Annotated in this window: 11 protein-coding genes; 5 read left to right on the top strand and 6 right to left on the bottom strand. The window is 66.2% G+C overall.

What is annotated here, in order from left to right; genetic code table 11:
- The first annotated feature begins 141 nt into the window (after nt 1-141).
- Nucleotides 142-1,041: a SprT family zinc-dependent metalloprotease gene (locus tag AB4Y42_RS09440; RefSeq protein ID WP_342921257.1), complete on the top strand. Its 900-nt coding sequence runs from the start codon at nt 142-144 to the stop codon at nt 1,039-1,041.
- A gap of 108 nt (nt 1,042-1,149) precedes the next feature.
- Here AB4Y42_RS09440 and gloA read toward each other — a convergent pair whose 3' ends face one another.
- Nucleotides 1,150-1,536: a lactoylglutathione lyase gene (gene gloA, locus AB4Y42_RS09435; protein ID WP_368694037.1), complete on the bottom strand. Its 387-nt coding sequence runs from the start codon at nt 1,534-1,536 to the stop codon at nt 1,150-1,152.
- A 184-nt stretch (nt 1,537-1,720) separates the two neighbouring features.
- On the opposite strand from gloA, the gene panE reads away from it, so the two are divergent.
- Nucleotides 1,721-2,671, top strand: a complete 951-nt coding sequence (gene panE / locus AB4Y42_RS09430; RefSeq protein WP_368694036.1) for a 2-dehydropantoate 2-reductase — start codon at nt 1,721-1,723, stop codon at nt 2,669-2,671.
- A gap of 48 nt (nt 2,672-2,719) precedes the next feature.
- Here panE and rsmA read toward each other — a convergent pair whose 3' ends face one another.
- The 4 genes from rsmA to AB4Y42_RS09410 form a co-directional block, all read right to left on the bottom strand.
- A complete protein-coding gene (gene rsmA / locus AB4Y42_RS09425) occupies nt 2,720-3,547 on the bottom strand; it encodes a 16S rRNA (adenine(1518)-N(6)/adenine(1519)-N(6))-dimethyltransferase RsmA (protein WP_368694035.1) in 828 nt (275 codons plus the stop codon).
- 15 nt (nt 3,548-3,562) lie between these two features.
- Nucleotides 3,563-4,585 (bottom strand): 4-hydroxythreonine-4-phosphate dehydrogenase PdxA, encoded by a 1,023-nt coding sequence (pdxA, locus tag AB4Y42_RS09420; RefSeq protein WP_368694034.1) that lies wholly within the window; start codon nt 4,583-4,585, stop codon nt 3,563-3,565.
- Nucleotides 4,586-4,606: 21 nt separating this feature from the next.
- Nucleotides 4,607-5,974, bottom strand: a complete 1,368-nt coding sequence (locus AB4Y42_RS09415) for a peptidylprolyl isomerase (protein ID WP_368687551.1) — start codon at nt 5,972-5,974, stop codon at nt 4,607-4,609.
- A 94-nt stretch (nt 5,975-6,068) separates the two neighbouring features.
- A complete protein-coding gene (locus tag AB4Y42_RS09410) occupies nt 6,069-8,453 on the bottom strand; it encodes an LPS-assembly protein LptD (protein ID WP_368687550.1) in 2,385 nt (794 codons plus the stop codon).
- Between the two features lie 247 nt (nt 8,454-8,700).
- On the opposite strand from AB4Y42_RS09410, the gene AB4Y42_RS09405 reads away from it, so the two are divergent.
- Together AB4Y42_RS09405 and murU are read left to right on the top strand one after the other, a co-directional pair.
- Nucleotides 8,701-9,774, top strand: a complete 1,074-nt coding sequence (locus AB4Y42_RS09405) for an aminoglycoside phosphotransferase family protein (protein WP_368694033.1) — start codon at nt 8,701-8,703, stop codon at nt 9,772-9,774.
- Nucleotides 9,775-9,785: 11 nt separating this feature from the next.
- The gene (murU, locus tag AB4Y42_RS09400) at nt 9,786-10,547 is read left to right on the top strand and encodes an N-acetylmuramate alpha-1-phosphate uridylyltransferase MurU (RefSeq protein ID WP_368694032.1); all 762 of its coding nucleotides are present in this window, start codon (nt 9,786-9,788) and stop codon (nt 10,545-10,547) included.
- Nucleotides 10,548-10,594: 47 nt separating this feature from the next.
- Here the strand turns inward: murU and AB4Y42_RS09395 are convergent, their stop codons facing one another.
- Entirely contained in the window at nt 10,595-12,523 is a 1,929-nt protein-coding gene (locus AB4Y42_RS09395; RefSeq protein ID WP_368694217.1) for an ABC transporter ATP-binding protein/permease, read from the bottom strand.
- A 279-nt stretch (nt 12,524-12,802) separates the two neighbouring features.
- On the opposite strand from AB4Y42_RS09395, the gene AB4Y42_RS09390 reads away from it, so the two are divergent.
- On the top strand, nt 12,803-13,198 hold the full coding sequence (locus AB4Y42_RS09390) for an acyl-CoA thioesterase (RefSeq protein ID WP_028206008.1): 396 nt from the start codon (nt 12,803-12,805) through the stop codon (nt 13,196-13,198).
- The last annotated feature ends 1 nt before the right edge of the window (nt 13,199 follow it).

Here is a 13,199-nt window from a genome sequence, read left to right as displayed (position 1 = left end):
CGAAGCGTCGTGGCGCGGATGTGGGCGCTGCTCGCCGCACGGCTGAGCGCGCCGCGCGACACGGCGCCAGCAGCCCCGCGCAAACGCCCCGCGAACGGCACACGTCCACGCCGCGCACGCCCACCCGCACCAGGCCTGACGATGCAGAAGTCCCCCACGCCGCGCCCAAACGCGGCACTCGACAACCGGCAGCTCGACTTGCCGCTCTTTGCTGAACCGGCGCCTGTTGTGGCGCCCGATGCGTCCTCCCCCACTCTCACACCGCAGCCCGGAACGCCGCTGTCGCCCGAAAAGCCCGGCAAGGCACCGCTTGCGCCCGATGGCACGCGGCTGCGTACTGTCGTGCTTGGCGCGCGCACGCTGCATTACCGGCTCAAGCGCTCGTCGCGTAAATCGATCGGGTTCGTGATCGATGGTACCGGGCTCAGCATCACGGCGCCCCGGTGGGTCACGATCGCCGATATCGAAACCGCTATCGCCGAGAAGCAGCGGTGGATCTTCGCCAAGATCGCCGAATGGCAGACGCGCACGGAGCAGCGCGCCTTGCCGCGCGTGGAATGGAGCGACGGGGCTGAACTGCCTTTTCTTGGCAAGCCGATTACGGTGAAGCTGGGGGCTTCTTTACTCGCGTTCGATCACGAGACGCGCGTGCTTGCGTTGCCGCTGCCGCCGCATGCCGACGCGCAGCAGATCAAGGACCGCGTGACTGGATGGCTGCAGGGCGAAGCGACGCGGATTTTCGGTGAGCGCCTCGAGGTGTATGCCGAGAAGCTTGGCGTCTCGTTCCGGTCTTATGCGCTTTCTTCGGCGGCGACGCGGTGGGGCAGCTGTTCAAGCGAAGGCAGGATTCGCTTGAACTGGCGGCTGATTCATTTTCCGCTCTCAGTTGTGGACTACGTGGTGGCGCATGAACTCGCGCATTTGCGCGAGATGAATCACAGCCCGAGGTTCTGGCAAACGGTGGAGTCGATTTTTCCGGAATTTCGCGAGGCGAGGAAGCAGCTTAAGCAGCATCCGCCCGAGATGGTGCCGGGGATGTGATATCTCCATTGCGAGTGCGCGAATTCCAGCTGAATTTCAATTCATTCGCAGTTCGAAGCAATTCATCGAAGAAACAGGCTGGACTGCCAGCCTGTACTACCAACGTCCTTACTTCTTGCGCTGAATAAACTCGATCTTGTACCCATCCGGATCGGTCACGAACGCGATCACCGTAGTTCCGTGCTTCATCGGGCCGGCTTCGCGCACCACGGTCCCACCCTGCTCCTTGATCTTGGCGCAGGCAGCGTAGGCATCTTCCACTTCGACCGCCAGGTGGCCGAAGCCCGTCCCAAGATCGTAGGAAGCCGTATCCCAGTTGTGCGTCAGTTCGAGCACGGTGCCGTCGCGCTCGTCCGTGTACCCGACGAAGGCCAGCGTGAACTTGCCATCGGGGTAGTCTTCGCGGCGCAGCAGTTTCATGCCGAGCAGTTCGGTATAGAACTTGATCGAGCGATCGAGGTCGCCGACCCGGATCATCGTGTGCAGCAGGCGCATGGTGTACTCCGTTTTGCCGTCGTCAAAAAACGGACTGTACCAAAAACACGCCGGCCCTGCCGGCGCCGGCAAGATGCGCCGATTTGCTCTAGCATGGACGCCATCCCGAAATTGCCGCTGCAATTTCGCCAGCCAGGCGTAAGCAACGCGCGCAAGCAACGAACATAAGGATCAAGGAGTAGACATGCGAATTCTGGTAGTCGGTGCGGGTGCGACGGGCGGCTATTTCGGCGGCCGGCTCGTCGCTGCGGGGCGCGACGTGACGTTTCTGGTACGCGAGGCGCGCGCCGCGCAACTGCGCGAAGCGGGGCTCGTCATCCGCAGTCCGGCGGGCGATCTGACGCTGCGCGACGTCAAGACCGTCACGCGCGAAGCGCTCGACTCGCAAGGCGGCCAGCCGTTCGATCTCGTCCTGCTGAGCTGCAAGGCCTACGACCTCGACAATGCCATCGATTCGTTCGCCGCAGCGGTCGGGCCCAACACGTTGATCCTGCCGCTGCTCAACGGCATGCGTCATCTCGAAGTCCTGCAGGCTCGCTTCGGTACGCAGGCAGTGCTGGGCGGCGTCTGCCTCATCGCGTCCACGCTTAACGACAAGCGCGAGATCGTCCATCTGAACGACGTGCAGGCCATCACGTTCGGCGAACTCGGCGGCGGCGTCTCGGCGCGTGTGCAAGCCGTGGCGGATCAGTTCGGCAATGCCGGCTTTCACGTCAAGGCGAGCGATCACATCCTTCAGGAGATGTGGGAGAAGTGGGTGTTCCTCGCGTCGCTCGCGGGCAGCACGTGTCTTTTCCGTGCGCCCATCGGCGCGATTCTCGCCACGCCCGATGGCGCCGCGATCATCGAGCGCCTGTTCGCCGAATGCCGCGCGATCGCAGCCGGACACGGCCACGCCGTGCGCGACAGCTTCCTCGAGCGTTCGCGGGCGATGCTGTTCGCCAAGGGTTCGTCGCTCACCGCCTCGATGCTGCGCGACGTGCAGAACGGTTCGCGCATCGAGGCCGATCACGTGCTCGGCGACCTGATCCAGCGTGGCGGCGCGGCACCGCACGCGTCGAGCGAGCTTTCGGTGCTGCGCGTCGTCTACAGCCAGCTCAAGGCCTACGAGGCGCAGCGCGCCGAGGCGGCCTGAGCGACGACGCTTAGTGCACCGGCAAGGCGGCGGCGCACCACGCGCATATCACGCGCCGCCAGCCCCTTCCAGCGCCTGCGCGAGACTCACATACTCCTCGACGGGCACTTCCTCGGCACGGCGCGCCAGGTCGAAGCCCAGCGCGTCGAAATCGAGGCGCTCGCGGTAATCGCTGAGCGTGTTGCGCAGCATCTTGCGGCGCTGCGAGAAGGCGGCCGTCACGAGTTCGCCGAGCATGGCGTCGTTCACCTTCGGCAGTTCGTGCGGCGCGTAGGGAATCATGCGCACGATCGCCGAATCCACCTTGGGCGGCGGCTGGAACGATTCGGGCGGCACGTCGATCAGCTTGTCGATCACGTAGCGGTACTGGAGCATCACCGTGAGACGGCCGAACGCCTTGCTGCCGGGCTCCGCCACCATGCGCTCGACCACTTCGTTCTGCAGCATGAAGTGCTGGTCGATCACGCGCTCGGCGAACGTGGTGAGGTGAAACAGCAGCGGGCTCGAAATGTTGTACGGCAGGTTGCCGACAATGCGCAGCGAGGGCTTCTCGCCCGGCTCAGCGAGCGAGCCGAAGTCGAACGCGAGCGCGTCGCCCGCGTGGAGTTCGAGCAGCGGGCCGAACTTCTTCGTGAGGCGCGCGATCAGGTCGCGGTCCAGTTCGACCGCGTGCAGCGGCGACTCGGGCGTGGCGAGCCGTTCGATGAGCGGCTCGGTGAGCGCGCCGAGACCCGGCCCGATTTCGACCATGCGCTCGCCGCGCTGCGGCCGGATCACGTCGACGATCGAATCGATCACGCCCGTGTCGACGAGGAAGTTCTGGCCGAAGCGCTTGCGCGCGAAGTGGCCCTGGTGCTGTCTGCTGCTATTGGACATCTTCTCTGGAATCAATCAGATAGCGCGCCGGTGGCGCGCCATCGAAACGGCGGTGTCGAGGGCGGCGATCAGGCTCCCCGCGTCCGCGCGGCCAGTGCCGGCGAGGTCGAGCGCGGTGCCATGATCGACCGAGGTGCGCACGATCGGCAAGCCGAGCGTGACGTTGATGCCTTCGCCGAACGTCGCGTATTTCAGGACCGGCAGGCCCTGGTCGTGGAACATCGCCAGCACGCAGTCGGCGTCCTTGAGGTAGCGCGGCTGGAACAGCGTGTCGGCGGGGTATGGACCGCGCGCGTCGATGCCTTGCGTGGCGGCGGCGGCCAGCGCCGGCGAGATCGTGTCGATTTCCTCGCGCCCCAGGTAGCCATTCTCGCCCGCATGCGGGTTGAGGCCGGTCACGAGGATGCGCGGCAGCGGCACGCCGAAATGATGGCGCAGGTCATGGTCGATGATGCCAAGGGTTTCGACGAGCCCCTCGACGGTGAGCGCCGCCGACACGTCCTTGAGCGGCAAATGCGTCGTCGCGAGCGCCACGCGCAGCGGGCGCGCGCCGGTGCCCGCCAGCATCATGACCACGCGCGGCGTGTGCGTGCGTTCGGCGAGGTATTCGGTGTGGCCGGTGAAGGGTACGCCGGCGTCGTTGATGGTGCTCTTTTGCAGCGGCGCGGTGACGATGGCGTCGAACTCGCCGGCCAGTGCGCCGTCGATGGCGCGGTCGAGCAGCGCCAGCACATAGCGGCCGTTGGCGGCGTCGAGTTTGCCGGCCTTGGCGGGCGTGGCGAGCGCCACATGCTCGACCTGCACGGGCTGGTTTGCCAGCACGGCGGCCCAGTCGACTTTCGCGGCCTGCGCGCGCGCTTCGAGCAGCGCGCTGTCGCCTAGCACGACGAACTGCGCGTCGGGCCAATGTGCCGAGGCACCCGCCAGTGCGGCGGCGGTCAGCTCGGGGCCGACGCCGGCCGGCTCACCCGTGGTGATGGCAATGCGGATCGGCCCCGCCCTCCGCGGAGCCGGCGACGACGATGCGGAGGCGTTCATGGCTCGATCCCTTGATGACTCTTAGTTGTGCGGCGGCGTCATGCCCGCGATCTTGTAATCGACGTAGGCGCTGTCGCGCAGCTGGCGCAGCCAGTCGGCGTAGGCCTGCTCCGCCTTGCGCTGGCCGATGGCCTGGCGCGCGAGTTCCATTTGCTGCGCGATCGAGCCTTCGGCGTCGCGGCGGCCCAGCACCTGGATCAAGTGGTAGCCGTACTCGGTGCGCACCGGCTCGCTCAGCTGGTTGTCCTGCAGCGTGTTCATGGCGCGCTCGAATTCAGGCACGGTCTCACCCGGGCTGATCCAGCCGAGGTCGCCGCCCTGCGAAGCCGAGCCGTCCTGCGAGTAGGTGCGCGCGAACTTCGCGAAGTCGCCGCCCGCCGCGATTTCCTGGCGGATTTCGAGCAGCTTCTGGCGCGCCTGGGGCTCGGACATGCCGTCGCCCACGCGCAGCAGGATGTGGCGCACGTGGGTTTGCACGAGCTTGGGCGCATCGGCGGCCGTGCCCTGGCCCTGGCGGCGCTCGACGAGGCGCACGATCTCGAAGCCGTCGTTGGTGCGGATCACCGACGGGTTCACCTCGCCCGGACGCATCGTGGAAGCGGCGGTCACGAATTCAGGCGGCAGCTTCGACTGCGGCAGGAAACCCATGTCGCCGCCCTTGCCCGCGTCGCTCGCCTGCGAGTTCGACTTCGCGAGGCTCTCGAACTTGCCACCCGACTGGGCTTCCTTGAGCAGCGCATTGGCCTTCGCCTGCGCGGCTTCGATGTCGGTTTCCGAGGCGTTCAGCGGCGCCTTGATGAAGATGTGCTGGAAGTGCAGGTCGCTCGACTGGCCCGCGTTCGGTCCGCGCTGGCTCGCGATGTAGTTCGCGACTTCGGCGTCGGTCACCGTGACCTTGCTGTCCACTTCCTTCTCGCGCAGCTTCGAGAGCGTGAGCTCCGTACGTGCGTCGCGCGTGAAGGTGGTCCAGGGCACGCCGGCCGCCTCGATGCGTGCGCGATAGGTGGCGAGATCCATGCCGTTGGCTTGGGCCAGGCGCTCCAGCGTGCGCTGCACGCCGGCGTCGTCGACGGTGATGCCGTCTTCCTTGGCCTTCTGGAGCTGAATGCGTTCGAGCACCATCTGGTTGAGCACCTGCGCGCGCAGCTGCTCGTCGGGCGGAACCGGCGCGTTCTGCTGCTGCAGCCGGTGAGCAATCATTTCGGCGCGGCTGTCGAGCTCGCGCTGGGTGATCACGCCGTCATTGACGACTGCGGCGATCGTGTCGACCGTCTGGCCGTTGCCGGCCGGGAGACCTTGAGCTTGCGCCGGCGCGGCCGGCAACACGCCTGCGACGGCGAAGAGACTCGCAGCGTACGCTGCCAGGCGAAGCTTTTTCATGATTCCCACAGATACTCCAATGTTGGCGGGCACGCTTCGCCCGTCTCTATGCAACCGACACCGCGTTGCCCCGAGGCGCAAGCCATGCGCTCCGGATCACGCGTTATTGATAATCAGTGAAGCGCGAGTCCGGCGGCGCCTGACCCGGTAGCTGCGTGTACCCCGGCACTGCGGTCCGGAACGCCGCCACCAGCCCGTTGTCGACGTTCGACAGTCCCTTGAGCGTAAGCTGCGCGAGAAACCGCGTTGACGAATTCGGCGTGCCCGACGTATTGAGCCCGTTCGCGTAACGCTGCAGGCCGACCCCGAGCACCCAGCAGTCGGCGTCGTACTGCATGCCGACCAGGCCGTCGACGATCCGATGGCCGTTCAGATCGTAGTTGAAGCGGCCCACGGCGTACACCCGGTGCGAGAACGGCCATTGAGCCGAGATCAGAACCTGATTGATCGGCTGGAAGTCGAGCGTCGTGTTCGCGCGCGTGTAGCGGTAGGCCACGTTCAGCACGCGGCTCGTTCCCGGGCTGTACCCGAAACCGATGCTCGCCTTGGTGAGCTGGTTGCTGTCCGCATTATATTGGAACGCCGTTTCCGAAGCGAAACCGGCCCCGATTTTCAGGGCGGCGCCCGCAATCAGGTCCGAATGCGTCGCCTGGCTCGTGCTTTCGCCCGAGTTGAGCGTGACGCGCTGATCCTGGAAGTAGTACTGCTGCGCGATCACGAAACGCGCGCGCTCGTCGCCCGAAGCCGGGTCGATGAAGCGCGTGGTCAGTGCGGCCGTCAGACGGTTCGCGTCGGCAATGCGGTCGTTGCCGACGAAGGTGTTCGGCGTGAAGATTTCCGCGAGGCCGAAGTCCGACTCGGCGGTATCGAAAAGGGGCGCGAACTGCTGGTTGCGGTACGGCGTGTACACGTAGTACAGGCGCGGTTCCAGCGTCTGGATGTAATCCTGACCGAACAGGTGGACCGAGCGGTCGAACACGAGGCCCGTGTCGAAGCTGAAGGTCGGGATCGATTCAGTGAAGCTCTTCGGCGTACCGACCGGCGAGCCGAAGGTCGTGCCCGCCGGGCCGATGTTGCTCAGGTTGTACGACGCGAAGTGCCACTGCACCTTCGGCGTGACGAAGTAACCCGGCCCCATCAGGGAGTACGACACGTACGGATTGAAGACGACGCGGTCGCCTTCGGTCGCGTTGTCTTCCGTGATGCGGAAGCGCGAGTAGTCGGCTTCCATGCCGTAGTCGAAGCCGCCGACGTTGTACTTCGCGTACTTCACGTTCAACTGCGGCTCGCGGCCGTACGGCGGCGTCGACGACTCGACGGTCTGCCAGTGCTGGTAGCGGCCCAGCACGGACCACGGCCCGTTGTTGTACGTGAGCCCGGCTTCCTGCTGGTACAGCGTCTGCGTGCCGTTCAGGAACTGGTTGGCCGGCGACGACAGGTCCGACGGATAGGTGTTGTCCGAGACCTTGTTGTAGTAGACGTAACCGCCGAACCCGTTGCCGAAGTTCTGGTTGTGCTGGATGAACAGCGCGTAGCGGTTCGTCTTCGTGATCGCGTCGTCCGGCAGGAACGTTCCGGTGATCGAGCCCGAGTAATTCGTCGAGAGATACCGGTAGTTGCCCTGCAGGAACACGCCCCGCTTCGAGATGATCTCGGGTGTGAACGTGAAGTCGCGGTTCGGCGCGATGTTGAAGTAATACGGCAGCGAGATTTCGTAGCCGTTCGTCGAGCTGACCGAGAACGTCGGCGGCAGCAGGCCGCTGCGGCGGTCGCCCGAAAGCGGGAACGACAGCCACGGGCTCGCGAAGATCGGCACGTCCTGGAAGAACAGCACGGCGTTGTGCGCGACGCCTTCGTCGCTGCCGGTGTCGAAATCGAACTCGCTGCCCTTGATGTACCACGCCGGATTGGTCGAGCAGTGGCACGCGGTGTAGGTGCCGGTCGTGAGCACCGAGCGCTCGCTGTCCAGCAGGTCGGCGCGCGCGGCGCTGCCCGAGCCGCCCGTGAGCGTGAAATGGTACTTCGGCGCGGGCATGAAGCCCTCGTTCGCCTCGACCTTCAAATGCGCCTCGGGCCCCGAGAACGTCGTGCCGTTCTGCACGACCGTGACATTGCCGTAGGCATTGGCCATGTCGGTGTCCTGGTCGTAGTGCAGGGCGTCGCCCTTCACCACGTTCGAACCCTGACGCAGCTCGGACGCGCCTTTCACGGCGAGGTCGGTGTCCACCGTGCCCGTCGTCGAATCGCCGAGCACGAACGTCGCCGGGTGCTGACCCGACGCATTGGGGTGATCTTCGAGTTGCGGTGCGATCCGCAGGCTCCACGGGCCGTCGAGCTGCTCGGGCTGCGCGGCCGCGCCCGAAAGCTGGGCGTGCGCGAGCGCGGGCACCAGACCCGGTACGGCCAGGAGTGCCGCGATGAGCCGCCGCTTGCCCGGCACGCCGTCGTCACTAGGGGAGATCGTCTGGAAAAACTGTCTGGGCGGCATGTATGGTTTTGGCGAATCGGCCCGGCCGCCTGCCCTCTCCATGATGGTGGCCCGCCTGGGCACCCGCCTCCCGATGAACCGGATCGAGGCCGGGCTGCAAACAAATAATTACAATTCATCGCCCCCCTGGAGCGACGATGAATGCGGCGAGCGAACCGTCATGCGGGCTTTGGCGCGAGTCGCGTCAAAAAAGTCGTGGGGTATTATATGGCAAGACGTTGATCCACTGATTTTGCCTCTGGCTTTCATGACCTTTTCTGCCGCGCATTCTCCCGCCGCTGCCCCTGGCGCCTCTCCGACCGACAATCGCCGCGACCTGCTCGCCGCCTGGCTCGGCAGCCACGCCGGCCAGTACGCCCTCGACCTCGCAACGCTCGCCCCGGCCTCGGCCGACGCGAGCTTTCGGCGCTATTTCCGCCTCGCGAGTGCGGGCGCACACGGCACGTCGCTGATCGCCGTCGACGCCCCGCCGCCCGAAAAAAGCCGCGAATTCGCCCAGATCGCGCAGCTGCTCGAGGCGGCCGGCGTGCACGTGCCGCGCGTGCTCGAAGCCGAATTCGGCGCGGGCTTCATGCTCGTGACCGATCTCGGCACCGCGCCCTACCTGAATGCGCTGCAGGAAGCCGGCCCCGGCGCGCGCTCGCGCGAGCTGATGCGCGACGCCATCGACGCGCTGATCCGCTGGCAGCTCAGCTCGCGGCCGGGCGTGCTGCCGGAGTTCGACGAAGCCTTCATGCGCCGCGAGATGGAGCTGATGCCCGAGTGGTATCTGGAGCGCCATCTGGGCCGCAAGGTCGACGAAGCCACGCGCGGCGTGCTCGATCGCACCTTCGCCCTGCTCGTGGCGAGCGCCCGCGCGCAGCCGCACAGCTTCATGCTGCGCGACTTCATGCCCCGCAACCTGATGATCGCCACGCCCAACCCCGGCGTGCTCGACTTCCAGGACGCCGTGTACGGCCCGATCACGTACGACGTCGTCTCGCTGCTGCGCGACGCGTTCCTGAGCTGGGACGAGGAGTTCGAACTCGACTGCTTCGCGCACTACTGGGAGCGCGCGAAGAAAGCGGGACTGCCCGTCGATGCCGACTTCGGCGAGTTCTACCGCCAGCTCGAGTGGATGGGCCTGCAGCGCCACATCAAGGTGCTCGGCCTGTTCTGCCGCATCAACTATCGCGACGCCAAACCGCATTACATGGCCGACCTGCCGCGCTTTCTCGCCTACGCGAGCAAGGTCGCGCACCGCTACCGCCCGCTCGCGCCGTTCGCGCGGCTCATCGACGAGCTGCAGGGCAGCGCCGTCGAAGTCGCTTACACCTTCTGAAACGGGCCGTCATGACCCAATCGAATCACACGCCGGCCACGGCGGGCCACGGCCGCACCGCCATGATCTTCGCCGCCGGACGCGGCGAGCGCATGCGCCCGCTCACCGACACCTGCCCGAAGCCGCTCCTCGCCGTGGGCGGCAAACCGCTCGTCGTGTGGCAGATCGAGCGGCTCGCCGCGGCGGGCTACACGCGCATCGTCATCAATCACGCCTGGCTCGGCGCGCAGATCGAAGCCGCGCTCGGCGACGGCGAGCGCTTTGGCGTGACGCTCCACTATTCGCCCGAGCCCGACGCGCTCGAAACGGCGGGCGGCATTGCCCAGGCGCTGCCGCTGATCGAGTCGACGGGCACGCCCGAGGTATTCCTCGCAGTGAGCGGCGACGTCTACAGCGCCTACGATTTCGCGCGCCTGAACACGCACGCGCAAGCGCTCGCGGCGCAAGAACAGCCGGGTATGCATCTCGTGATGGTGCCGAACCCGCCGTTCCACCCGAAGGGCGACTTCGCGCTGGGCGCCGACGGCCGGCTCGCGCTCGAAGGCGCGCCGCGTTACACGTTCGGCAATATCGGCCTCTATGACACGCGCATGTTCCGCGATCTCGCGCGCGGCACGAAGCGCGCGCTCACGCCGTACTATCGCGAGGCGATCGCGCAGGGACGCGTAAGCGGCGAGCTATATGAAGGCGTCTGGGAAAACGTCGGCACGCCCGCGCAGCTCGAAGCGCTCGACGCCGCGCTGCGAAATTCGACGAGCGCGCACCACGGCTGAAACGGGCAACACGGCGCGCCGTACCAACGCGGGCGCGGCGCGCTTCTTCAGTTTCCACCCGCCGCCGGCAACTCCACCTGCCCCTGTTGTGCCTGGGACTGTGACTGCGACTGGGGCGCTTCACCCGCCTTCTGCTGCTGAAGCGCCCACATCTGCGCATAGTGGCCGCCCGCGTGCAGCAATTGCGCATGCGTGCCGCGCTCGACGATGCGCCCGTGATCCATCACGATGATCTGTTGCGCGTGCACGACGGTCGAGAGCCGGTGCGCGATCACGAGTGTGGTGCGCTCGCGCGCAATCTGGTCGAGCTCGTGCTGGATGGCGCGCTCCGAGCGCGAATCGAGCGCTGACGTCGCCTCGTCGAACAGCAGGATCGGCGGATTCTTGAGCAGCGTGCGCGCGATCGCCACGCGCTGCTTCTCGCCGCCCGAAAGCTTCAGGCCGCGCTCGCCCACGGACGTGTCGTAGCCCTTGGGCAAGCTCTCGATGAACGCGTGAATGTGCGCCGCGCGCGCCGCCGCAATGACTTCCTCGCGGCTCGCCGTGGGCCGGCCATAGGCGATGTTGTAGTAGATCGAGTCGTTGAACAGCACCGTGTCCTGCGGAACGATGCCGATCGAGGCGCGCAACGAATCCTGCGTCACATCGCGGATATCCTGGCCGTCGATGGTGATCGCCCCGCCGCTTTTGGCAGGATCGGAGCGATCGAGATCGTAGAAGCGGAACAGGAGCCGCGCGAGCGTGGACTTGCCCGAGCCGCTATGCCCCACCACGGCCGTGGTCGTGCCCGCCGCAATCGTGAAGCTCAGGTCGTGCAGAATCTGGCGCGACGGCTCATACGCGAAGTTCACGTGCGCAAAGCGCACCTCGCCGCCGCGCACCGCAAGCGCCTGCGCGCCGGGCACGTCGGCCACTTCGCGCTCGACAGTGAGAAGCGTGAACATGCGGTCCATGTCGGTGAGGCTTTGCTTGAGCTCCCGATACACCACGCCGAGAAAATTCAACGGAATGTAGAGCTGCAGCATGAAGGTGTTGATGAGCACGAGGTCGCCGAGCGTGAGCCGCCCCGCCATCACGCCCTGGGTGGCGCGCCAGAGGATGAACACGAGCCCGGTGCCGATGATTGCCTGCTGTCCGAAGTTGAGCGCCGAAAGCGAGTGCTGCGACTTGATCGCGGCTTGCCGGTAGCGGTGCAGGTTCTCGTCGTAGCGCTTCGTCTCCCACTCTTCGTTGCCGAAGTACTTCACGGTCTCGTAGTTGATCAGCGAATCGATCGCGCGTGCGTTGGCGCGCGAATCGAGCTCGTTCATCGTGCGGCGGAAATGCGTGCGCCACTCGGTTACCTTCACCGTGAACACGATGTACGCCACGAGCGCGATGAGCGTGACGATCGCGTAGTACGCCTCGTACTTCACCGCGAAGAAGCCGAGCACGAGGCCCACTTCCACGAGCGTCGGCAGGATGCTGTAGAGCGAGTACGAAATGAGCTGCGTGATGCCGCGCGTGCCGCGCTCGATGTCGCGCGACATGCCGCCCGTCTGCCGTTCGAGGTGAAAGCGCAGCGAGAGCGCATGCAGATGGCGGAACACCTTGAGCGCGAGCTGGCGCACGGCGCTCTCGGTCACCTTCGAAAAGAGGATCTCGCGCAGTTCGGTGAACAGCGACGTCGACAGACGCACGACGGCGTACGCCACCACGAGCAGTCCGATGCCGCCCGCGAGCACGATGCCGGGCGCGTGCTCCGCGCGACCGAGCGCCGTGAGATGGCGCACCGAGGCGAGACCGTCGACGATGTGCTTCATCACGATCGGCACGCCGAGGTTGGCCACCTTCGCGCCGATCAGGCAGGTGAGCGCGAACGCCACGCGCCATTTGTAGGCCGTGAGGTAAGGCAGCAGCGAAACGATCGTCTGCCAGTCGTTGCGCGGCCCGGTGGCGGGCAGCGCGGGTTCGTTGGAAGCGGGAAAGCGGCGCATGGGGCGAGATGCCTGTGCCATTTGGCGCGCCAGGGCCGGTTCGGGGACCGGAAGCTGGCGCGGCGCAAACGGCCCGGCGAGTCATGTGGGGCTGTTGTGAGGTTCCTGGCGACGGGTTTCGCGAAGGTGGAGGGCTCGAATCGACCACCCGCCGCGCCTGATGCTTTCCCGTACAATTCCTGATCAACGTATTGTCGCAGAAGGCGGCGCGCGCCGCTGGGCGCCCCAGGCCCGCGCCGCAACGCCTTGCGCCGTTCGATCCCTTTTCATGGAAGCCCGATGACCGACTCCTTCCCGCTCCCCCAAAAATCGCCTGCGCTGCGCGTCGTGCCGCAGCCTTCGGATGCCAACGTTCACGGCGACGTCTTCGGCGGCTGGATCATGGCGCAGGTCGACATTGCCGGCTCGATTCCGGCGAGCCGCCGCGCCAACGGGCGCGTCGCGACCGTCGCCGTGAACTCGTTCGTGTTCAAGCAACCGGTGTTCGTGGGCGATCTGCTGAGCTTCTACGCCGACATCGTCAAGACCGGCAACACCTCGGTGACCGTCGAGGTCGAGGTGTACGCGCAGCGCATGCGCCTCCAGGAGGAAGTCGTCAAGGTGACGGAAGCCACGCTCACCTATGTCGCGACCGGCGCGGACCGCCGCCCGCGCCAGCTGCCGCCGATCGAATAAA

This window comes from Paraburkholderia sp. EG286B, assembly GCF_040965655.1.
Taxonomy (GTDB): domain Bacteria; phylum Pseudomonadota; class Gammaproteobacteria; order Burkholderiales; family Burkholderiaceae; genus Paraburkholderia.
Note: the sequence above shows the minus strand (reverse complement) of the source record. Positions and strands in the feature narration are given on the sequence as shown.